We start from the raw sequence: 20,914 nt of genomic DNA, 5'->3' as shown, positions 1-20,914 counted from the left end.
GGGGCCGGCTGCCGGTCAGTCGGCCTGCCGGTCCGACGGCACGTCTGCCGGCCGGTCCGTCACGACCGGCAGGAGGCCGCGCTCGCCGAACACCTTCTTGGCGACGAAGGTCGCGTTCAGCGCCTTCGGGAACCCGCAGTAGACGGCGGAGTGCAGCAGCGCCTCGACGATCTCCTGCGGCGTCAGCCCGACGTTCAGCGAGGCGTTGACGTGGACCTCCAACTGCGGCTCGCACCCGCCGAGCGCGGTGAGCATGCCCAGGGTGACCAACTGCCGCTCGCGCGGCGCCAGCCCGGGACGGCTGTAGATCTCCCCGAACCCCCAGGCGACCACCTGGTGCCCGAGCTCGGGGCTCACCTCGCCCAGCGACTCCACCACCCGCCGCCCGGCCTCGCCGTCGATCCGGTCGAGCACCTCGGACCCGTGCGCGAAACGCTCCCGGCGGACCTCGGCCTCACTCGCGGACATGCTCATCTGCGCTGCTCCTCTCCCGTTTCCCGGCCGCCGACCACGGCGGCGGCGACCACGGAAGGAACCGTAGAACTTGGAGCGCACTCCAACTCAAGTCCGCCACACGACTCCACCTCCACAGGAAGATTTGCGGCCCGGACCCCCTGAAATGGCATCACCCCGCCCTACCCGGGCCGAAAGATTTCCTGCGGACCATGCACCCGATCGGACGGGCCCGCACTGCGCCGGGGTAGCGTTGTCCGTCCGTTCCCGGGTTTTCGCGAGATGGAGCAGCCGTGTCCTCGAACGTCTTCCGCAGCGGCATCGGACAGCTGCTCCCCGATCAGGGGCCCGATGGGCTGAGGGTCTGGAGCGTGGCCCGGGCGCCGAGGAGCACGCTGTACGGCGCCCCCGTCGAGACCACCATCCTGCTCGAAGGCACCGACGACCTCGACCGGGCCGATCTTCCCCTGGTCGGCGAGGTGCTCGGCAGGGTCGACCACTACATCGGGACGGGGATCCGCTTCGTGCGCGAGCAGGTGGAGGCCGACCCGGCCTTCTTCGGCCTCACCGAAGCGCAGGCGCAGCCCTACCGCGGCCTGCCCGTCGCGGACTTCCCCCTGGACTGCCCGCAGCTCAACTTCTACCTCGACGAGTGGCACCTGCGTTTCGCCGAGGGACGCCTGCCGATCTGCGACCCCTACGGCCTCGCGGTCGTGTTCGACGGCCAACGGCCGGTGAGAGTGGAGGACTTGAGCGACGCCACGGCCGTGGACGACGAAGGCGCCGACGGCTCGCGGCGACAGGGAGCCTGAGCAGCCCCCTGGGGCCCGCGTGGGGCGGGGAGCCGACCGGATCGGCTCCCCGCCCCACGCGCGCATGCGGGCGTCAGGCGCGGTGGTACGGGGCGGGGGTGGCGACCTCGCCGCCGAGGGTGGCGGCGGCGTGGCGGGCCCAGTAGGGGTCGCGCAGCAGTTCGCGGCCGATCAGGACGGCGTCGGCGTGGCCGTCGGTGAGGATGGCCTGGGCCTGGGCGGGGTCGGTGATCAGGCCGACGGCGGCCACCGGCAGGTCGGTCTCGCGGCGCACGGCCTCGGCGAAGGGCACCTGGAAGCCGGGCCCGGCCTCGATCCGGGCGTCGGGGACGATGCCGCCGGTGGAGACGTCGAGCAGGTCGACGCCGTGGGCCCGGAGCTCCTTGGCGAGGCGGACGGTGTCCTGCGAGGTCCAGCCCTCGCGGCCGTCCTGCGGGTTCTCGGTGATCCAGTCGGTCGCGGAGACGCGGAAGAAGACCGGCAGGTCCTCGGGCCACACCGAGCGGACGGCGTCGACGACCTCCAGCGCGAAGCGGATGCGGCCCTCGTAGGAGCCGCCGTAGCCGTCGGTGCGGTGGTTGGACGCGGGGGAGAGGAACTGGTGGACCAGGTAGCCGTGGGCGCCGTGGACCTCGGCGACCTGGAAGCCGGCGTCGAGCGCGCGCCGGGCGGCGTCGGCGAACTGCCGCACGATCCCGCCGATCTGCTCCTCGGTCAGCTCGTCCGGGGTGGTGTGGGCGGGGGAGAAGGCGTCGGCGCTGGGGCCGACCGGGGTCCAGCCGTGCTCCTCGTCCGGGGTGACGGGGCGTCCGCGGTCGATCCAGGTGCGCTCGGTGGAGGCCTTGCGTCCGGCGTGGGCGAGCTGGATGGCGGGGACGGTGCCCTGGCTCTTCAGGAAGTCGGTGATCCGGCGGAAGGCGGTGACCTGCTCGTCGTTCCAGATGCCGAGGTCGTACGGGCTGATGCGTCCTTCGGGGCTGACCGCGGTGGCCTCCGTGATGATCAGCCCGGTGCCGCCGGCGGCGCGGGCCGCGAGGTGGGCGAAGTGCCAGTCGGTGGGCACGCCGGCCGCGTCCCCGTTCGGGGCGGCGCTGTACTGGCACATCGCCGGCATCCAGATGCGGTTGGGGACGGTCAGGGACCGCAGGGTGAGCGGGGCGAAGAGAGAGGTGCTCATGTCGGACTCCCGGTGGGGCGGCTGACGCCAGGACGCAGAGGCTAATCAAGGACGAGCATGCAACTTTTGCAGCTGCATTTACATTCGCAAACAATAGTTGCGCACGCAGGGACTTGCAAGGGTCGGCACCCCGGGACGCCGGACGGCGCCGCCCGGGGAACCGGGCGGCGCCGTCGAAGCGGGACGCGGGGGCCGTGCGCGGCGGCCGTCAGCGCGCCGTCTGCGGGACCCGCTGGGTCGGGACGGCGGCCCGGGCCGGGCGCGGGGCGCCGGCGGCGGCCGCGGGGGAGGCGCCGAGGGCGGTGCCGCGGGTCTCCTCGGCCCACAGGACGCAGACCAGCAGGCCGACGGCGGTGGTCCCGGCGGCGATCAGCATGGTCGGGCCGGTGCCGAGCCCGGTCAGCGACAGCGGCAGCAGGTAGGTGCCGACGGCCGCGCCGATCCGGCTGACCGAGGTGGCGACGCCCACGGCGGTGGCACGGATCTCGGTGGGGAACAGCTCGTTGGGGTAGGTCCAGTCGAGCACGTTCGGCCCGCCGCACAGGAAGGCGTACGCGCACAGCGCCAGCAGCGCGACGGCGGCCGGGGCGGTGGGCCACACGCCCAGCAGCGCCAGCGGGACGGTCATCAGCGCGAAGGACCAGATGATGACGGGCCGCCGGCCGCGGGTGTCGATCAGGCGCAGCGCCGGGTAGCAGCCGAGCAGGAAGACCAGGCTGATCAGGCCGGTGCCGAGGGTTTCCATCACGGTGCCGCCCGGCATGCCGAAGGAGGAGAGGATCTGCGGGCCGAAGGTGAGCATCGCGAACAGCGGGCCGACCTGGCACATGAAGAACAGGCCGCAGAACAGGGTGCGGCGCCGGTAGGGCTGGGTCATCAGCAGGCGCAGCCCGGCGGGGCGGCCGCGCTCGGCCGGATCGGGCATCAGCTCGCGGCCGTCGACCCGGACCCCGAGGTGCTTCTCGACCACGCGCACCGCGTCACCGACCCGCCCGTTGGCGGCGAGCCAGCGCGGGGACTCCGGCGAGCCGCGCCGGATCACCAGGAACACCACGCACAGCACCGTGGAGCTCGCCAGCATCCACCGCCAGCTGCCCGGCCCGGCCAGCTCCAGGAACAGGTAGCCCACCACGTAGGCGAGCACCGAGCCGGCGTACCAGGCGACGATCTGCTGCCCGAGCAGGCGGCCGCGCTTCTTGGCGGGCAGCCACTCGGCGAGCAGCGAGGTGGCGATGGGGTAGTCGGCGGCCACGGCCATGCCGAGCACGAAGCGCAGCACGGCGATCGCCCACACCGCGTCCACCCAGAAGGAGAGCACCGAGCAGGCGACCATCACGAGCAGGTCGGCGGTGTACATCACCTCCCGGCCGATCTTGTCGGTCAGCACGCCGAAGAGCGCGCCGCCGACGAACATTCCCACCAGCGCGGCGGCGCCGATCAGGCTGACCTCGGCGGTGGACAGCCCGAGGTCCGGGCGCATCCCGATCAGGGCGACGCCGACGATGCTCAGGATGTAGCCGTCGAGCAGGGGTCCGCCCGAACAGGCCAGGGCCAGCCTGCGGTGGAACGCGGTATACGGGGCGTTGTCGATGGTCTGGGACATGTGCTGGGGGTCCTCCGGAGCGTACGGCACGCACTGCGCACCGTGCGCCGGGTAGACGGCAGGGGAAGACGCCGCCCACCTCGGACGGCGCCATCGCCCGGTCACAACGGGCGACCGTCCACGGTTGCCCCGGCCCCGCGGGGCCGCCACCGGGCCGAAGGTCGAGGGGATTCGCGACCAAGGTCCCGAAGCGGACAGGCCCTTCGCCCGTGCCGGAACGGCGCCCGCCCAGTCCTGCCGGGGGCGGCCGCCGCCGCGGGCCGCGAAAGCGCTCCGGGCGTGACCCTTCTCACCCGCGGCCCCCAACAGCCCTGGAACTGTGACCCGTTCCACATTCGGGCGGTGCCCGTCCGTACGGGGGCGACCCCGCTGCGTCATCCCCGACGGGCCGTGGCGGGCCCCGCGTCGGCTCGCCGTCAACCCCCGGCCGGGGGTCGCGGGCTACCGGCCCGCGGCCAGCGGTACGGCGACGTCCACGACGTGCTCCTGCGGTCCGGCGGTCGCCCGGTTCGGGTAGTGCACCTCCCGGTTCGGCCCGCCCCGCCCGTACCCGCGGGCGGCGGCCCAGGCGCCCACCGCGTCGTGGGCGGCGGCCATCGCGGCGAAGCCCCGCCGGGTCAGGGCGGTGTACGCCTCGCGGTGCGCGGGTTCGATGCGCACCGCGAACGGGCCGTGCGGCCCGACGTCGTTCGGGGTGGGGGCGCAGACCTCGACCAGGGCGTCGCAGTCCTCGCCCACCAGGCCGTGGTACACCGCGAACAGCGGTCCGGACAGGCACGCGCCGACCTCCCGCAGCCGGCCGAGCAGCAACTCGCCGGCCTCGGCGAGGAAGCCGGGCAGCGCGGCGGCGTCCACGTGCCGGCGCACGAACAGCACCCGCTGCTCGGGCACGTCGCGCTCGGCGATCTCGAACACGGTGGTGCTCCTTCCGCTCAGAACCTCCCGGGCGTAGCCCACCGCCTCCCGGCGGGCCGCGTGCTCGGCCTCCCGCTCCCGCCAGTACGCCAGCAGCTCCCGCTCGCCCGCGTTGCCGTCGGCGTCCGCGTCGGGGTCCGCGTCGGGGTCCGGCACGGCCGCGTCCAGCACGGCCGCGATCCGCGCCAGCGGCAGCCCGGCGGCGCGCAGCAGCGCGATCCGCCGGGCCCGCTCGACCTGCGCCGGGCCGTAGCGGCGCACCCCGGTGCGCGCGTCGACCAGGGCGGGCGGCAGCAGCCCCCGCTCGTCGTAGAGCCGCAGGGCCTTGAGGCTGAGCCTGGTCCGGGCGGCGAGTTCGCCGATGGTGATCACGTTCTGCTGCACGCCCGCCACTGTGCCGCCTTCCCCTGGGGGAGGGGCAAACCCCGGAACGCTATGCGGTGGTACGTCGGCATTCGCACCGGAACCGCCCGCAGAAGCCCGCGGAACCCGCAGAAGCCCGCGGAAGTCCGTGGAAGCCCGCCGGTCCGCCGCCTGTTCGCGGCGCCGGGCGGGGCGGTTCACCGGGCCGTGGAGCGAGGGTCGTCCGTGCACGGTCGGCTGCCCGCGACCTGGGCGGAGACGCCTCCCGGTCGCACCGTCCGTGGGCGAACGACGAATCCGGCGCCCCGCACGCCGCCGGAGGAGACCGGGCCCGCCGCCGGCCCGCCGGGGGGCGGGGGCCGGTGATGGCCCGAGCCGAGAGCGGTTCATATGATGGGAATTCAGTAGTTGACTTGCCGGTGTCATGATCCTCGGAGTGCGCCCGGACCAGGGCACGCCCGGGGAACCGGGCCGGTCCCCGGATCCGCTCCGGTCCTCGGGCTCGATTCAGGGAGATGCATGCGCGGCACCGTGCTCGCCGACCGCTACCGACTGGTGGACTGGCTGGGCGGCGGGTCGATGGGCGATGTGTGGCTCGCCGAGGACGAGGTCCTCGGCCGCCGGGTGGCGGTCAAGGTGGTGAAGCCCGCCCTGCTGGACGAGCCCGGCTTCGCCGAGCGCTTCCACGCCGAGGCCCGGGTCATGGCCCGGCTGCGGCACCCGGGCATCGTCGGCGTGTACGACTACGGGCACGACCGCGGGCCCGGCCACGACCACGACCGCGGGCTCGGCGACGACCACGGGCCCGACGCCGGGCTCGGCGACGACCACGGGCCCGACGCCGGGCTCGGCGACGACCACGGGCCCGACCACGGGCCTGACGCCGGGGCCGGCGCCGCGAACGGTCGGCGCCCGGTCGGCTACCTGGTCATGGAGCTGATCGAAGGGCAACCGCTGAGCGCCGTCCTGGAGCGCCGCGGAGCCCTGCCGGTGGCGGAGGCCCTGGAGCTGGCCCTGCAGGTGCTGGAGGCGCTGGAGGCCGCGCACGAGTCCGGGGTGGTCCACCGGGACATCAAACCGGCCAACCTGATGGTCCGTGGCGACCGGACGGTGATCGCGGACTTCGGCATCGCCCGGCCCGACTGCGACGCCCGGACGACCGTCCCGGGGATGGTGCTGGGTACCGCCGCCTACCAGGCGCCGGAACAGGCCTCCACCGGGACGGTCACCGCCTCGGCCGACCTCTACGCGCTCGGCGTGGTCCTCTACGAGTGTCTCGCCGGCCGGCTCCCGTACGAGGGGGAGACCGCCCTCGAAGTGATCCTCAAGCACCTGACGGAGCCCGTGCCGCCGCTTCCCGGGGAGGTGCCCGCGCCGGTGTGGGCGCTGGTCGAGCGGGCGATGGCCAAGGAACCCGGTGAGCGCTGGCCCGACGCGGCGACGATGGCCACCGCCGCACGCCGCGCCCTCACCGCGGTGGAGGCGGCGCCGTCGCCGGGCCCGTCCCCGTCCTGGACAGGGAGTGGGACCCGGCCCCGGCCGGTCGCGGCACACGCCCCGCAGGCCGGACGCGCCCCGCAGCCCGGACGCGCCCCGCGGGTCGGGCGCCGCCTGCGGGCGCTGGCCGGGGTGACGGCCCTGACCCTGCTCTGCATGGCCGGGGCCGCCGGGGCGGCGGTCGTCCGGTCCGACCGGAACGGCGCGCCGCAGGACACCGCCGCCGTCGCCGGGCCCACGGACGGCCCCGCCCGGTCGGACGCCGCCGCGTTCGTGGAGGCCGGCAGCCCGCTCGCCGGACAGCCGTCCGCCTCGGCGGCGCTCCCGCCCCCGCCGGCCGTGCCGGGCACGGGCGAGAGTCCCGCTCCCGCCCCGGCCGCCCCCGCGCCGACCGCCCGGAGCCCCTTCGCCACGCCCCCCGCCCCGGCCGCCGCCGTGCCCACCCGCAGCTCCGCCCCGCTCCCGGCCCCCGCCTCCACCATCGGGGAGAACCCCGCCGCGCCCGCGCCGACCCCCACCGCCCCGGCCCGGCCGGCCCCCGACGAAACGGCCACGCCCACGGCGTCCGCGACGCCGACGCAGCCCACCCAGCAGCCGGTGGCGCCGCTGCCCGAGCTGGCGCGGATCAGCAGCAACGGCGGCACGCTGGACAACTCCTACTCCAAGGACCGGGACGGCAACCAGGTCGACACCTTCGATGCCAACGGCACGCTGGCGCAGGTGTGGCGGCTGGACAAGGTCGACGAGGGTAGGTACTACCTGCGCAACGCCTCCAGCAACTTCACCAAGGGGCTGGACCAGGACAGGGACAGCGGTCGGGTGCAGATCTGGACGAGCCCGCCGTCCAACTGGAACCAGGTCTGGGCCATCACGCCGGTTCCGGGCGGCCACCGGATCGTCAACGCCGACACCAACCTGTGCCTGACGTCCGACGGCGTGGGCCACTGGGTCCGAGTGGCGCCCTGCTCGGGTGCGGACAACCAGGTGTGGACGTTGAGGTGAGCCGCCGGCCGCCGGCCGGGCCTTGGGAGGGTCACTCCGGCAGCCAGGACGGCCACTGCCGGCGGGGCCGCACGGCGGGCCCGCCCGGGCCGATCAGGGCGCGCAGCCGGTTGGCCTCGGGGGAGCCGAGGGAGGCCAGGATGTCGTAGGCCTCCGACCGGTGGGCCCGGGCCGCGTCGCCGTCGCCGTCCCCGCCGCGCTCGGCGAGTACGTCGCCGAGCGCCGCCAGGGCCAGCCCCCGTCCCCGGCGGTCGCCGTCGAGCGTCAGCACCTCGACCGCCCGGTCGGCCGCCGCCACGGCTTCCTCGCCGCGGCCGACGGCGCGCAGCGACTCGGTGAGCCGCAGCAGCGTACGGCCCGTGCGGCGCCGGTCGTCCGGCCGCAGCAGGGACAGGGCGTTGCGGTGGTGGTGCAGGGCCTGTTCGAACTCGCCGCGGTCGTGGGCGATCGTCCCCATCGAGTCGAGGGCGAGCGCCTGGAGGTCGTGGTCGGCGAGCCGGTGGCAGATCAGCAGGGACTGGTCGACGACGCGGACGGCCGCGTCGAACCGGCCGAGTTCGGTGAACGCGCGGGCCAGGTTGAGCAGTTCGGCCGCCACCGAGCGCCGGTCGCCGAGCTTCTCCCAGGCCGAGACCGCCGCCGTGAAGCCGGCGACCGCGTCGCCCGGCCGGCCGACCTGGACGAACAGGGCGGCCAGTGAGGCGTGGGCCAGGGCGAGGAGCGGCCCCGGCAGGTCGTGGGCGGTGCACAGGTCGCGGGCCCTGAGCAGTTCGGCGAGGGCCGCGGGTTCGGAGCCGACTTCGGTGAGCAGTCGTCCGAGCACCAGCCGGGCCCTGACCTCGGCCGTGCGGTCGCCCTGCCGGAGGGCGGCCCGGAGCAGGACCTTGGCCGCGTGTCCGAGCGGCCGGGTGGCCTGGCCGGTGTCGCACAACAGGCTGCAGCCGAGCAGCAGTTCGGCGACCAGGTCGAGCCGGGGCGACTCGGGGAGCCCGGCGTACTGGCCGACGAGTGCGCCGATGCCGTGGTAGTCGACGCGGCCGTGGGGCGGTGCCGCCGCACGCAAGGCGGCACCGCCACCGGCACCGCCGTCGGCTCCGGCACCGCCGTCGGCTCCGGCACCGGGCAGGGCGGCGCGGGCGGCGGACGGGCCGAGGGCCGCGACGGTCTCGGCGTGGTGGTGGGCCGCCAGCCGGGTGAGCACGGCGGCCGGGAAGTCCTCCGCCGCCTCCGCCTGCGAGCCGGCCCCCGCCTGCGGGTCGGCCTGCGGGGCCGGGGCGAGCTGCTGGGCGAAGGCGCGCAGCAGGTCGTGGTACCGGTAGCGGTCCGGGGGCGCGGTCTCCAGCATCGAGCAGTCGACCAGCGACTCGGCCAGTTCCTCGGCCTCCTCCTCGGGCAGGCCGAGCACCGCCGCGACCGCGCCCGGCGACAGGTCCGGCACCTCCGGCACCGCCAACAGCCGGAAGGCCCGGGCCTGTTCGGGCGTCAGCTGGTCGTAGCCGAAGCGGAACGCCGGTTCGACGGCGAGGTCTCCGGCGCGCAGCACGTCCAGCCGGCGCCCGTCGCCGGACAGCTTGTCGAGCAGCCGGGCCATGGTCCAGTCCGGCCGGCAGGCGAGGCGGGCGGCGAGGATGCGCACGGCCAGCGGGAGGTGCCCGCAGAGCCGGACGAGTTCCGCGGCCGTCGGCTCCTCGGCCCGCAGCCGCTGCCCGCCGATCACCCGGCCGAGCAGGCCGAGGGCCTCCTGCCGGGCGAAGGCGGACAGTTCGACGACGTGCGCGTTGGGCAGCGAACCGAGCCTGGCCCGGCTGGTGACGAGCACGGCGCAGCCGGGTCGGCCGGGCAGCAGCGGCCTGATCTGTTCGGCGTCCCGGGCGTTGTCGAGGACCACCAGCACGCGCCGGCCGGAGAGCAGCGAGCGGAACTGGGCGGAGCGCTCGGCGAGCCCGGGGGCCAGTGCGTCCGCCGGTACGCCGAGGGAGCGCAGGAACGTGCCCACGGCCTCCTCGGGGCGGGTCGGGCGGCCGTCGGCGCCGTGCAGGTCGAGGTAGAGCTGGCCGTCGGGGAAGTCGGCGGCCAGCTCGTGCGCGACGTGGACGGCCAGCGCCGTCTTGCCCACGCCGCCCAGGCCGGAGACGGTGGCCACGGGCACGGTGCCGGGGGCGAGCAGGACGGCCCGCAGGGCCTCGGTCTGCGCCTCGCGGCCGGTGAAGTCGGCGAGGTCGGCCGGGACCTGGGTCGGCCGGACCGCGGCCCGGTACGGCGGGCGTTCCTGGTGGGCCGGGCGGGTCGCGGCGGCGGGCCGGGGCCGCGCGGGCGTCACGAGGCCGGCGTCGGCCACCAGGATCCGGCGCTGCAGCTCGCGCAGTCCGGGCCCGGCGCTGACGCCGAGCTGCTCGCGCAGCCGCCGGTCCGCCGCGCGGTACACGCCCAGGGCCTCGGCCTGCCGGCCGGTTCCGTAGAGGACGAGCATCAGCAGCTCGGAGAACCTTTCCCTGAGCGGGTGTTCGGCCACGACGGCGCTCAGTTCGGCGACGATCTCGCCGGACGGTCCGGCCTCGACCTCGGCCTCCAGGCACGACTCCAGGACGGTCACCCGGCGTTCGGCCCACTCGCCGCGCTGGCGTTCGGCGTAGGGGCCGGGGAGCGCGGTCATCGGCTCGCCCTGCCACAGGGCCAGCGCCGAGCGGAGCACGCCGGCGGCGTGGGCGTGCTCGCCGTCGGCGCGCAGCTCCTTCGCCTCGTCGAGGAGCTCCTCGACGCGGTGGGTGTCCAGTGCGCCCGGGTCCAGGGCGAGCAGGTAGCCCCCGCTGAGCGTGGTCGGCGCGTCGGGCCCCAGGACGCGGCGCAGGCGGTGGACGTAGGTGCGGATCACGGCGGAGGGCTTGGCGGGCGGCTCCTCGCCCCACAGGTCGTCGACGAGCTGACCGGTCGACACCGGGCGGCCGGCCCGCAGCAGCAGCGCGAGCAGCAGGCTGCGCTGCTGCGGCGACCCGAGCGCGAGCTCGCCGCCGTCCCGCCACCCCCGCAGCGGCCCCAGCACCGCGAACCGCAAACCACCCACCAGCCGTCCCCCTCCGCCCGAACAACGATCCCCCCGGCGCATGATACCGACCGCATCACCCCTGGTCAGAGGCGCCGTGCCCGGTCCGGGCGGTCGACGACGCGCTGCTTGTCCATCACCTGTCAACACATTGTCGACCGCCTGTTGACGGGCCCGGCCGAGGCTTCGAGCAGCAGGACCGCACCGACGCGGTCCGAGAACGAGAGGAGTACCCCATGGCACAGCGGAAGTCCCTGGTCCGTACGGCGCTGGCCGCGGCGGGCGTCGCCGCCGCGCTGTTCGCGACGGCCGCCCCGGCCGGCGCGGCCACCGCGGACCAGCAGCCGGCGCAGGCGCTGAGCGCGGCGCGCAGCACGCAGGTCGCGGTCGTCAACTGGACGGGCTGCGAACTGCGCCTGCAGAACGCCTGGCTGGACCACGGCATCTGGTCGAGCGGCCTGGCCCCGGACGCCATCGTGCGCGACGGGAACACCGGGCGCTGGCAGTCCGAGAGCGACGGCTTCCTCACCGGGACCGAGGGCCACGTCATCTACGACGCGGAGAACTGCGGGAACCCCGGGCTCAACGGCAAGCGCGTGCAGCTCCACTGGAACAACCCGTACGCCGGCAGCAACGGCTACGACTCCGCCGGCTCCGACCCGATGTTCCGGTTCGCGCAGAGCGGGGGCAGTGGCAACAACGCCGCCGTGTACTGGACGATCACGGGCCCCTGAGCGGTAGCCGGTTGACCGTCGGGCGCCCGGCCGGGACCTTCCCCCCTCGGCCGGGCGCCCCGGGCGCACGGCGGTCCCGGCAGGTGCCGCCCGGGAGAGCGGAACGGCCGGTTTCGGCCAGTCGCGCCGACGGTGGATACAACTGATCGCATCCTCGGCATGCTGACCGCACAGCTTGTTCGAGATGCGACGAAGGAGAAGGTCATGCGTCGAATTGCGGCTCTGGGAACCGGTGCGGCGCTGCTGGTGGCCGCCGGTGTGATGGCGGCGCCGGGGGCGTCGGCGACCTCGTACTGCAGCACCACCCAGGGCACGAACTGGGGATCGGTGAGCTGCCAGACCACCGCCACCAAGAACCACTGGCAGCTGGTGCTGGTCTGCAACAACGACAACGTCAAGGGCAACCAGACGACGGTCCTCGGCTCCTGGCACATGGGCAACGGGAGCGACACCCTCTACTGTCCGACCGGCTACAGCGCGGCCTACACCAAGGTCAACAACGACAACTGACCCACCGCACAAGGGCGTCGGCCGTCGTCGCCTCGGCGGCGACGGCCGACACCTCGGCGCCTGCGCGGTCCCGGGGGCCGGTCCGCTCACGTCATCGTGTAGCTGAAGTTCGACTTGAAGGAGTTCATGGAGCCGACCGCGATGGTCTCGCAGGCCGTGTAGAACTGCTTCTCGTCGTTGGGGTCGAAGCCGTTCGCGGACACGAGCTGGGCCAGTGACCTGAACTCCTGGAGGATGCGGGCGTTGAGCTCCGCGTCGGGCTCCTTGCCGGCGCGGTGGTACTGCGAGTCCGCCGATCCGCCGCCGGCCTTGGCGAACAGGGTGAACGTGTTCATCGCTTCGTGGAGCGTGGCCGTCTCACCGGTGACCACCTTGTTGAACGCCGCGACGGCCGCGGTCGGGTTGGCGGCGGCCCGGCGGAACTCGGCGCCCTGGATGATGGCCACGATCTTGGCGCAGTACTTCTGCGCGTCCTTGGGCAGATCGTCGAACGGCCTGCTGCCGCTCTCCGACAGCGCCTTGATGAACCGGTTCGCCAACTGCTGCTCCGTGAGGCCCGACTTGCTCCTGGCCAGGTCGAACAGCTGGGAGTAGTCGCCCTCCTGCACGCTGCCGAGAACGAAGTTCCCGCCGGCGCCGATGGTGTAGGAGGCGCCGTCCTCCACGTCGCTGTACGTGAACGGGTTCACCATCGCCTGCCGGTTGCGGAACGCCTCCAGGTCGAGGCTGACCCCGCGCAGGGACAGCCGCCGGCGCACTTCCTTGTGGCGCTTCATCTGCTCCTCGTCGGAGATCGTCAAGGTGTGCTGGAGCGCCCCGGTGGCGACGGCGACGGGCGTCACGGGCGCCAGGTTCTGCCCGCTCGCCGCCCGCACCCGGGCGTGGGCCGCGTCGATGAGCTTCTCGTACGAGGTGAAGTGTTCGGATTCCTCCGCGTCGGCCATCCTCCCGATCTCGGCCAGGATGGCCTTCCTGTCCGCCTCCGGCAGGTTCTTGTGACGCCCGGCATTCCACTGGACCTTGTCGGTCTCCCCCGAACTGCCGATCGTTCCCCTGGCGACGGTGACGACCCGCTGCACCGCCGGGGCCGCCCCGCCCGGGGCACGGTCCACGCGGCCGGGCGCGTCCGGGACGGCGACGGCCCGCTGCACCGGCGCCGCCATCACCCGGCGCGCGGTCGCCTCCGCCTCGCGCTCGAAGCGGTCGGACGGGTCGCTGACGCGCAGGCCGTTCCCGTGGTCCGTCCCGGCCACCGGGCCGTTGCGCTGCTGGATCACATGGGTCAACTCATGGGCCAGGGTGTGCTTGTCCGCCCCTGCGGCACCGAGGACGACATGGCTGCCCGAGGTGTAGGCGCGGGCACCCACCTCCTGCGCCGAACGCTGCGCGGCCGTGCCGGTGTGCACCCGCACGTCGGAGAAGTCCGCCTGCAGCCGCTGCTCCATCTCCTCCCGCAGCCCGGCGTCGAGCGGCCGGCCCGGCGACCCGAGGACCCGGTGCACGGCGGAGCGCTGCACGGGCGCCCCGCCGCCGTCCGGCTCCTGGTGGCCGCAGCCCGGGCCGTGCCGGTGGCGGGCCTCCTCGAACATCCGGGCCACGGCGGCGTTGCCGACGGTGCGCTGAAGGGCGGCCACCTCCTGCGGGGACGGAAGGCCCGCCCCCGGCCGCACCGGCACGGCCGCGGTGCGGGCCGTCCGCGCGGAGTCGGCGCCCCGGCGGCCGGAGCGGGCGCCGTCCGGCGTTCTGGCGGCTTCCCGTGCGTGCATGAGGGACCCTTTCGGGGCGGAGGACGGCTCAGCCTCCTGTATACGTGCCACGGTCGGCCCCCGGCCAGGTACACGGGGGCAGAGTCGCTGCCCCCGCGGGGCAGACCCGGCCGGGCCGGCCAGCCGGGGCAGCACGCCCGTCGAGCCGCATCACCCGGCCGCGGCAGCGGATCGGGCCGCGGTCCACGCGGCCCGCAGCTGGGACAGGCGCGACCGGAGCTCGGGGTCGTCCGCGCTCGACGCGACCAGGCCCGGCAGGACGACCGCCCGCCCCTGGTGCAGGCGCACCTCCAGGAGACAGTGCTCGATGCCGCGGTTGACCTCCGGCGAGAACCCGAACGACCGCACCTGCGGCCAGGTGACCACACGTGTCCTCAGCAGGGTCCGCGTGGTCAGGCCCGCGGAATCCACCGTGGTACTGCCGCAGAACGGGCCCACGAAGGAGGCGGCGATGACATAGGCGACGATCAGGCAGACCGTGAAGGCCGCGATCATCGCGGGATCCCGGCCCTTGGCCCCCGCGGCGAGGACGAAGGCAAGGGCGCAGGCCAGAGCGGTCGGGAAGAGGACCAAGGTCCTCCGGCCCGTCCGCCGGTACCGGATCGGCGCCTTGAAGCGGAGCTGCCCGTCGCGCCGATCGCCCATCACGTCCTGACCCACGGCATCTCCGTCGACCCGGGCGCGTCGAGGAATCCCTCGATACCCCACTCGGCGCCCCAGTTCCTGCCCGCCCAGTCGCTCTTGGGAGACCAGAGGGGTCGGGCCGGCTGAGGCCCCCACACCTCGGGGTCCGCGCGCACCAGCAGCTCGTCCTCCGCCGCGTAGCCGCCGGTCAGCACAGTTGCCACGAACTCCGCGAAACCGCCGTCGAAGTGGTCGAGCCGGTCCTCGTAGAACACCGTCACCGGCCACTGCTCGGGGTCCGGACCGGTCGTCAGCCAGCAGCACTGGTTGTGGTTGCTGTTCCAGCCCCAGGACAGCAGGCCGCCCGGATCCGGGAACACCGGGGTGGGGCCCGGCTGGTCCCACCACTGCTCCTCGCCCTCGATCTGGTCGCGGAGATCGACGTCGTTCGTGATACGCCAGTCCGCCAGGCCGCCCGGCGCCTTGTAGAAGGACGGCTTCTCGCTCGGCGTGTACACGCCCCACTCGCCGTTCAGACTCACCCCGCCGTACAGGTCGATGAACGCGCGGTAGTCCGAGGGCAGCTGGACCCCGAGTTCGGCGGGCGCCAGCTCCCACGGAACCCGCGCCGGGGTGTACACCGGCTCTCCCATGACCGCCCGCAGTCGGTCCCACGCCTCGGTCATCGCCCATCCCTTGTCGGCCGTCGTCGTATCCGATGCCGCACTCTAGGCGACGGCTCCGACAGGCGGCCGTCCCACTCAGGACGCGTGCGGTGGCTCCTGCCGGCGGTCGTAGCGCTCCTGGGCGGCGAGGAGCTCGTCCCCGTGTCGGCCGAACCACTGGATGAGTTCGGTCAGCGGTCCGGCCAGGCCGACACCGAGTTCCGTCAGGTCGTAGGTGACCTGGGGCGGGGTGGTGGGCGCGACATGGCGGTCGACGAGCCCGGCCCGGGCCAGTGCCTTGAGGTTCTGCGACAGCATCTTCTGGCTGATGCCACCGACTCGTTGGTGCAGCTGCGCGAAGCGGTGCGGGCCGGCGACGAGGGCCGAGACGATCAGTGTCGCCCAGCGGCTTGTCGTCTGATCCATGATCGGCCTGAGCACGCACCTGTTGTCGAAGGTGTCGTGGGCCAGGAGCCGGGCGGCCGTCGCGACGTGCTGAGTTTCCATCACGTCATGAGGTGACAAAAAAGTACGTACTTCCTCGCAGTAACCAGCTTTCCTACGGTGACTTCCGCAGGCACCAACGTTCGAGGAGTCACTGTGATCAGCAGCAACGCACGTACGGCGATCGTCACGGGCGCGTCGAAGGGCCTCGGTGCGGGGATCGCCAAGGCGCTGGCCGGGACCGGCGCGGCCGTCGTGGTGAACTACCGGGAGGACGCGGAGGGTGCCGGACGGGTCGTCGCGGGCATCACCGCCGGGGGCGGCCGGGCGATCGCGGTCCGGGCGGACGTGGCCCGCGGCGATGACGTGCGCCATCTGTTCGATCGCGCGCGCGAGGAGTACGGACCGGTCGACGTGCTCGTGAACAACGCGGCCGTCGCCGCCTTCGCGCCGCTGTCGGGCATCACCGAGGAGGAGTTCCAGCGCGAGATGACCACGAACCTGCTCGGTACGATCCTCACGACGCAGGCCCTGGCCGCGCAGGACGACATCGGCGCCGCGTCCATCATCAACGTCTCGACGGCCGGCACGCTCACCCACCCGCCGTACGCCTCGCTCTATGTCGCGTCCAAGAGCGCCGTCAACGCGTTCACCATCGTGGCGGCCAAGGAGCTGGGCCCGCGCGGCATCCGGGTCAACGCGATCATGCCCGGACCGTCGGACACCGAGGGCACCAGGGCCATAGGATTCCCCGGCTCGGCCCAGGAGGCACAGGCGATCGCCGGTACCCCGCTGGGCCGTACGGGCACCCCGGACGACTACGGCCCGCTGGTGGCCTTCCTGGCTTCCGACGACGCGCGCTGGATCACCGGGGATGTCATCCTCGCTTCCGGTGGCATGCGCTGACGCCCCGTCCGTTCGGCTGCGGGGGGCTCCGTCGCATGCCCGCAGCCGGCGAGTCCCGCGGCCTGATCGGTGAACGTCCGCAGGAGGTGCGTGCGGCCAACTCGGCGTGACTCGCGCAACTGACGGGTGGGCCTGTCGCCCTCGCGGTACCCGGTCCAGGACGGGCGTGACGTGTCGCCCGTCGTGACGGATCCGTTCTCGAAGGGCGAGTGCCGGGGGGCCGCGTCGGCCTCGGCGGCACCGTGATGGTGATCCACCGCTTCAAGCACCACCGCCGCGGCAGCCACGGGACACGACGAACCCGCTGTGCGCCACGAAGCGACGGTGCTGGTCGAAGCCGTCAACGAATGGCGGTGACCAGCACTTTCGAAACGCGCCCTGGTGGCCGAGAGGTCGCCTGGGCGGGCTGCGCTCGTTCCTGTCTCCGTCGGAACGCGTCCTTGCCGAACGTCAACCGCGTTGATCGGCACCGGCCTTCGGCGCAATGGATGGACCTCTCTCATGCCCTCACAGAACGCCCTCTGGGATGGCGTACAGGAAGTCGGCGGGGTCGACTTCTCGTGCATGGGGCGGCTGGGTTTTTGGGCGGGGCGATCGGCGTGTGCTGCTGCGCAGGAAGTCGGTGGGGCCGACTTCCTGCGCAGCAAGGGGTGTTGGTCAGGTGCGGGTGGCTTGGGTGCGGCAGTGGGTGAGGGCGTATTTGAGGCGGGTGTCGGGGTTGGGGGTGGTGGTGAGGAGTTCGCCGGCGGTGACGAGGGTGGTCCAGTAGCGGGTGGGGTTGCCGGTGCGGGGGAGGGGTCGGGCGGCGGCGAGGGAGAGGTAGGCCGCGGTGAGGTTGCCGGTGGTGAACCAGCGGGTGAGTCCGTGGTGGTGGCCGGGTCGGATGCCCCCCATGGCGTCGATGGCGACGAGGAAGAGCTCGACGACGGCGAGTTCGGTGTCGGTGAGGGAGGCGGGGACGTCGAAGACGCCGAGGGCTTCGAGGAGTTCGCCGGTGTCGGTCTCGGAGCCCGGGCGGGGGTCCGTGAGCAGGGCGTCGTGGCAGTCGGCCAGGCGGCGGACGGTCTCGGCGAGGGGGATGGTGAGGGCGAGGCAGACGGCCCGGGCGGAGGGGACGGGCTTGTGGGTGCGGCGGGCGAGGAGGGCGTAGGTGTCGGCGGGGGTGCGGCCGCGGGAGAGGGCGTGGCCAGCGAGCGTGGTGAGGTGCATGGGGGTTCGGGCTTTCAGGCGGTGACGAGGGAGGGGCTGGGGGCGGGGGCGACGAGCGCCCAGACGTACTTGCCGGTGCCGCCGGGGCGGTTGGCGCTGCCCCAGCGTTCGGCGAGCTGGTCGACGAGGAGCAGGCCTCGGCCGTGCTCGTCGTCGGGAGCGGGGAGGCGGAGGGAGGGGTGGGTGGTGTCGGCGTCGTGGACTTCGAGCCGGAGACGGGAGCCGGTGACGGTGAAGCGGACCTCGATGTGCTGGTCGTCGGGGGCGTCGGAGTGCTGGACGGCGTTGGCGAACAACTCGCCGAGGAGCAACTCGGCGGTGTCGGCGTAGCGCTCGCCGGCGGGGAGGCCGGAGAGGTACGCGCGGAGCAGGTAGCGCGCCAGGGGCGTGGACTCGGTACGGGAGTCGAGACGCGCGACGAACATGCGGGGACGGCGGTGGGTTTTGAGCATGGGGGAGTGCCTCAAGGGAGGGGTGTGTGCGAATGGAGTGCGCCGTGCGGTGCGCTACGACGCCGACTCAGGGGTTCTGCTGAAGTGAGGGTCCGGACCGCAGCGATGGCGGTCCGGCCTCTGGGGTGTCGGTGTGATCAGCCGACCGGGACCGGGACGCCCCGGACAAGGAGGGGGAGGCCGTCGCCGTGCTCCCAGGCGTCCCAGGCGTCCTCGACACGGCGGCACTGGTCGTCGGCCATGAGGTCGCGGAGCCGGTGACGGGGGACCCAGTGGAGGGCGCGGAGTTCGTCCGGGGGCTGGTGGTGGGTGGCGGTGTTGGCCTGCTGGGGGGTGAGCTTCCCGCCCGCGTAGACGAGGTTGAGGCCCTCGGGGAACTCGGCGGCCGGCATGTAGTCGATGGTGAGGACGGTGCGCAGGGGCAGGACGAGGCCGGTCTCGGTTTCGAGGTGCCGGCGGGCCGCGAGGTGGGGGAGTTCGTCCTGCTCGGCGCTGCCGCCGGGGAGGATCAGCCCGTCCATGTAGACGGGATCGACGAGGAGGGCGGACAGTTCGCCCGATCCGCCGGGGTCCTCGCGCAGGGCGAAGATCTGCTGCCCCGACCGGCGGGCCGGGGGCTTGCTCATGATGCGGGTCCTGCTCAACTCTGCTCCAGGTAAGAGGAATTGATGGAGGGTGGCAGTGGCCACCCGTCGATGGGCGGGCGGTAGGCCTTCCCGGGCGCGACCTCCACGAAGATGCTCCCGCGCGGGTTGCCGCCCTCCGGGCTGGTGAAGTCCGTTAAGAATTCGTGGAGTTGAAGGGGAGTGTCTGGATTCCGCGCGGAAGGCATGGGGTCTCTGATGATTGCTCTGTGCTCCCGATGAATCACCGGGTGTAGCCATACTGGCGCCTTGCCGGCTACGATCACCAGGCTTCAACCTTCACGGTTCTGCCGAGTGACAAGGCGAGGAGAGTCATGGAGCTCGATGAAGGCGATCAGTCACTGTCTCCTGCTGTGCGCTTCGGGAATGAACTCCGCAGGCAGCGACGTGCAAGGGGCTGGTCTCAGACCGCCCTTGGCAAGCGCATGGGCTACAGCCACGGCTTGATCTCTTACCTCGAAGGGGCTAAGAAGCCTGTAACCCGTAAATTCGCGGTTGCGGCCGACCGGGTGTTCGATACGGGCGAGCTGTTCATCGAGCTGTGGCGCCGGATCTCAAACGCCAGCCTGCTGGAAGGATTCGAGGAGTACGTCGAGGCTGAGGCGCGGTGCCGGAAGATCCGAACCTTTGAATTAAACGTAATGCCAGGCCTGTTCCAGACCGAGGCGTACGCGGCGGCCTTGGCGAGCGCGGCAGTGCTTCGCGGCAGCATCACCAAGTCCCAAGCCAAAGAGCGAGTCGACTTCCTGATGGGCCGCCAGCAGGTGCTCCATCGTGTTCCGCCGCCGACGGTGCACGCCGTCATGGATGAAAGCTGCCTGCTTCGTCCAGTGGGGGGACGTGACGTCATGCTTCGCCAGCTTCAACACCTTGAGAGCCTGGCCGAGCTTCCGACCCTTACGCTGCAAGTGGCTCCGTTTACTCTCGGGGAACACGTCCCGTTCACGATGCCTATCGTCCTGCTGACCTTGCGAGATCGCTCGATTGTCGGCTATGCCGAGTCTCAGGCCCGTGGCATCGTGGAGCGAGGACACAAGGCGGTCGAAGCCTGGGACAGTGACTACGATCAACTCCAGGTGGAGTCGCTGTCCAAAGTGGCTTCGCTCGACGTGATTCGCGCTGCTCGGAAGGACCTCGAATGATCAGCCCCACTCTCGACCTGACCTACGCCAGGTGGCAAAAGTCCGGTTTCAGCAACAACGGGGGTAACTGCGTCGAGGTAGCACCCGGTTTTCCAGGCGTGATGCCTGTCCGTGACTCCAAGGACCCTCAGGGCCCGGCTCTGGTCTTCCCGGCCGAGGCGTGGAAGTCGTTCGTTGCCGCTGTCCGCAGCGGCGAGTTCGGCGACGTCTGAGCCCGGGAGAGGTGTCTCCTGCTTGGGGTGCACGGTTGGTTGCCGTCCGAGTCGAAGTTGTGAAGAGGTAGTCGGACGCCTGGCTGGGGGTTTCCCCCAGCCAGGCGTTTTTGCGTGGGCGGGGGAGGGCACGGAAGGGCTGTGAGCGCTATGGAGCTCGACCTCGTCGACGCCAGGTGGCGGAAGAGTACGTACAGCAACGGGCAGGGAGGCTGCATTGACGTTGCAGACGGCTGCCCAGGTGTCATGCCGGTCCGAGACTCCAAGGACCCGAAGGGGCCTGTGCTCGTCTTCCCGCTCGAAGAGTGGGTGTCGTTCGTTGCCGCTGTCCGCAGTGGCGAGTTCGGCGAAGCCTGAGAGGGGCGTCATGGTCGACGGCGTAGATCTGTTCGGGGCTCGGTGGTTCAAGTCTTCCTACAGCAACAATGGCGGGTCTTGCGTCGAGGTGGCTCCTGACTTTCCCGGCCTGGCTCCTGTCCGTGACTCCAAGGATCCTCAGGGGCCGGCTCTCGTCTTCCCCGCCGAGGCCTGGGTGTCGTTCGTTGCCGCTGTCCGCAGCGGCGAGTTCGGCGACATCTGAGCCTGAGCCCGGGAGAGGAGCCCCCTGCCCGGGGTGCGGGGTTGGTCGCCGTCCGAGTCAAGGCTGTGAAGAGGCAGTCGGGCGCGGGGGGGGGGGTTGCCCCCGCCCCGCGGGCGCACAGGAAACATGGTCATATAAAAAAAAGAAGCACCCGACCACCAAAC

General features: G+C 72.8%; 21 protein-coding genes. 9 read left to right on the top strand and 12 right to left on the bottom strand.

The window, feature by feature from the left end; all coding sequences use genetic code 11:
• Positions 1–15: 15 nt before the first annotated feature.
• Positions 16–468 (bottom strand): carboxymuconolactone decarboxylase family protein, encoded by a 453-nt coding sequence (locus ACWGKU_RS04465; protein ID WP_401054856.1) that lies wholly within the window; start codon positions 466–468, stop codon positions 16–18.
• A gap of 278 nt (positions 469–746) precedes the next feature.
• On the opposite strand from ACWGKU_RS04465, the gene ACWGKU_RS04460 reads away from it, so the two are divergent.
• On the top strand, positions 747–1,265 hold the full coding sequence (locus tag ACWGKU_RS04460) for a hypothetical protein (protein WP_401054852.1): 519 nt from the start codon (positions 747–749) through the stop codon (positions 1,263–1,265).
• A 73-nt stretch (positions 1,266–1,338) separates the two neighbouring features.
• Here ACWGKU_RS04460 and ACWGKU_RS04455 read toward each other — a convergent pair whose 3' ends face one another.
• The 3 genes from ACWGKU_RS04455 to ACWGKU_RS04445 all read right to left on the bottom strand — a co-directional run bounded on the left by ACWGKU_RS04455 (position 1,339) and on the right by ACWGKU_RS04445 (position 5,344).
• The gene (locus ACWGKU_RS04455; protein ID WP_452178545.1) at positions 1,339–2,442 is read right to left on the bottom strand and encodes an NADH:flavin oxidoreductase/NADH oxidase; all 1,104 of its coding nucleotides are present in this window, start codon (positions 2,440–2,442) and stop codon (positions 1,339–1,341) included.
• Between the two features lie 208 nt (positions 2,443–2,650).
• The gene (locus ACWGKU_RS04450) at positions 2,651–4,045 is read right to left on the bottom strand and encodes an MFS transporter (RefSeq protein ID WP_401051614.1); all 1,395 of its coding nucleotides are present in this window, start codon (positions 4,043–4,045) and stop codon (positions 2,651–2,653) included.
• Positions 4,046–4,486: 441 nt separating this feature from the next.
• Complete coding sequence (locus ACWGKU_RS04445; RefSeq protein ID WP_452178544.1) at positions 4,487–5,344, bottom strand: MerR family transcriptional regulator; 858 nt, start codon at positions 5,342–5,344, stop codon at positions 4,487–4,489.
• A gap of 498 nt (positions 5,345–5,842) precedes the next feature.
• On the opposite strand from ACWGKU_RS04445, the gene ACWGKU_RS04440 reads away from it, so the two are divergent.
• Positions 5,843–7,822: a serine/threonine protein kinase gene (locus ACWGKU_RS04440; RefSeq protein ID WP_452178543.1), complete on the top strand. Its 1,980-nt coding sequence runs from the start codon at positions 5,843–5,845 to the stop codon at positions 7,820–7,822.
• A gap of 31 nt (positions 7,823–7,853) precedes the next feature.
• Here ACWGKU_RS04440 and ACWGKU_RS04435 read toward each other — a convergent pair whose 3' ends face one another.
• Entirely contained in the window at positions 7,854–10,883 is a 3,030-nt protein-coding gene (locus ACWGKU_RS04435; protein ID WP_452178542.1) for an AfsR/SARP family transcriptional regulator, read from the bottom strand.
• Positions 10,884–11,098: 215 nt separating this feature from the next.
• Between ACWGKU_RS04435 and ACWGKU_RS04430 the strand changes: the two genes are divergently transcribed.
• Both ACWGKU_RS04430 and ACWGKU_RS04425 read left to right on the top strand, forming a co-directional pair.
• Positions 11,099–11,596, top strand: a complete 498-nt coding sequence (locus ACWGKU_RS04430; protein ID WP_401050659.1) for an aegerolysin family protein — start codon at positions 11,099–11,101, stop codon at positions 11,594–11,596.
• A gap of 204 nt (positions 11,597–11,800) precedes the next feature.
• Positions 11,801–12,106 (top strand): hypothetical protein, encoded by a 306-nt coding sequence (locus ACWGKU_RS04425; RefSeq protein ID WP_401050661.1) that lies wholly within the window; start codon positions 11,801–11,803, stop codon positions 12,104–12,106.
• 86 nt (positions 12,107–12,192) lie between these two features.
• Here ACWGKU_RS04425 and ACWGKU_RS04420 read toward each other — a convergent pair whose 3' ends face one another.
• The 4 genes from ACWGKU_RS04420 to ACWGKU_RS04405 all read right to left on the bottom strand — a co-directional run bounded on the left by ACWGKU_RS04420 (position 12,193) and on the right by ACWGKU_RS04405 (position 15,668).
• Positions 12,193–13,872 (bottom strand): eCIS core domain-containing protein, encoded by a 1,680-nt coding sequence (locus ACWGKU_RS04420; protein ID WP_452178541.1) that lies wholly within the window; start codon positions 13,870–13,872, stop codon positions 12,193–12,195.
• A 150-nt stretch (positions 13,873–14,022) separates the two neighbouring features.
• Complete coding sequence (locus ACWGKU_RS04415; RefSeq protein WP_401054528.1) at positions 14,023–14,532, bottom strand: PH domain-containing protein; 510 nt, start codon at positions 14,530–14,532, stop codon at positions 14,023–14,025.
• Positions 14,517–15,182: an SMI1/KNR4 family protein gene (locus ACWGKU_RS04410; protein ID WP_401054526.1), complete on the bottom strand. Its 666-nt coding sequence runs from the start codon at positions 15,180–15,182 to the stop codon at positions 14,517–14,519. The genes ACWGKU_RS04415 and ACWGKU_RS04410 overlap by 16 nt, the downstream gene beginning before the upstream one ends.
• Before the next feature lie 75 nt (positions 15,183–15,257).
• Positions 15,258–15,668 (bottom strand): winged helix-turn-helix transcriptional regulator, encoded by a 411-nt coding sequence (locus tag ACWGKU_RS04405; RefSeq protein ID WP_452178540.1) that lies wholly within the window; start codon positions 15,666–15,668, stop codon positions 15,258–15,260.
• 93 nt (positions 15,669–15,761) lie between these two features.
• Here ACWGKU_RS04405 and ACWGKU_RS04400 point away from each other — a divergent pair, with 93 nt between their 5' ends.
• Complete coding sequence (locus ACWGKU_RS04400) at positions 15,762–16,511, top strand: SDR family NAD(P)-dependent oxidoreductase (RefSeq protein ID WP_452178539.1); 750 nt, start codon at positions 15,762–15,764, stop codon at positions 16,509–16,511.
• Between the two features lie 657 nt (positions 16,512–17,168).
• Here the strand turns inward: ACWGKU_RS04400 and ACWGKU_RS04395 are convergent.
• The 3 genes from ACWGKU_RS04395 to ACWGKU_RS04385 form a co-directional block, all read right to left on the bottom strand.
• A complete protein-coding gene (locus ACWGKU_RS04395) occupies positions 17,169–17,720 on the bottom strand; it encodes a hypothetical protein (RefSeq protein ID WP_452191338.1) in 552 nt (183 codons plus the stop codon).
• A 14-nt stretch (positions 17,721–17,734) separates the two neighbouring features.
• Entirely contained in the window at positions 17,735–18,145 is a 411-nt protein-coding gene (locus ACWGKU_RS04390) for an ATP-binding protein (protein WP_452178894.1), read from the bottom strand.
• A gap of 164 nt (positions 18,146–18,309) precedes the next feature.
• On the bottom strand, positions 18,310–18,798 hold the full coding sequence (locus tag ACWGKU_RS04385; protein WP_452178893.1) for an NUDIX domain-containing protein: 489 nt from the start codon (positions 18,796–18,798) through the stop codon (positions 18,310–18,312).
• Positions 18,799–19,130: 332 nt separating this feature from the next.
• On the opposite strand from ACWGKU_RS04385, the gene ACWGKU_RS04380 reads away from it, so the two are divergent.
• The 4 genes from ACWGKU_RS04380 (at position 19,131) to ACWGKU_RS04365 (ending at position 20,750) form a co-directional block, all read left to right on the top strand.
• Entirely contained in the window at positions 19,131–19,958 is an 828-nt protein-coding gene (locus ACWGKU_RS04380; RefSeq protein ID WP_452178892.1) for a helix-turn-helix domain-containing protein, read from the top strand.
• Positions 19,955–20,170, top strand: a complete 216-nt coding sequence (locus ACWGKU_RS04375) for a DUF397 domain-containing protein (protein ID WP_452178891.1) — start codon at positions 19,955–19,957, stop codon at positions 20,168–20,170. Before ACWGKU_RS04380 ends, ACWGKU_RS04375 begins: the two co-directional genes overlap by 4 nt.
• A gap of 150 nt (positions 20,171–20,320) precedes the next feature.
• The gene (locus tag ACWGKU_RS04370) at positions 20,321–20,527 is read left to right on the top strand and encodes a DUF397 domain-containing protein (protein ID WP_452178890.1); all 207 of its coding nucleotides are present in this window, start codon (positions 20,321–20,323) and stop codon (positions 20,525–20,527) included.
• 10 nt (positions 20,528–20,537) lie between these two features.
• The gene (locus tag ACWGKU_RS04365) at positions 20,538–20,750 is read left to right on the top strand and encodes a DUF397 domain-containing protein (protein WP_452178889.1); all 213 of its coding nucleotides are present in this window, start codon (positions 20,538–20,540) and stop codon (positions 20,748–20,750) included.
• The last annotated feature ends 164 nt before the right edge of the window (positions 20,751–20,914 follow it).

The organism is Kitasatospora sp. NPDC054768, from assembly GCF_053612025.1.
This window is presented reverse-complemented; position numbering and strand designations above follow the sequence as displayed.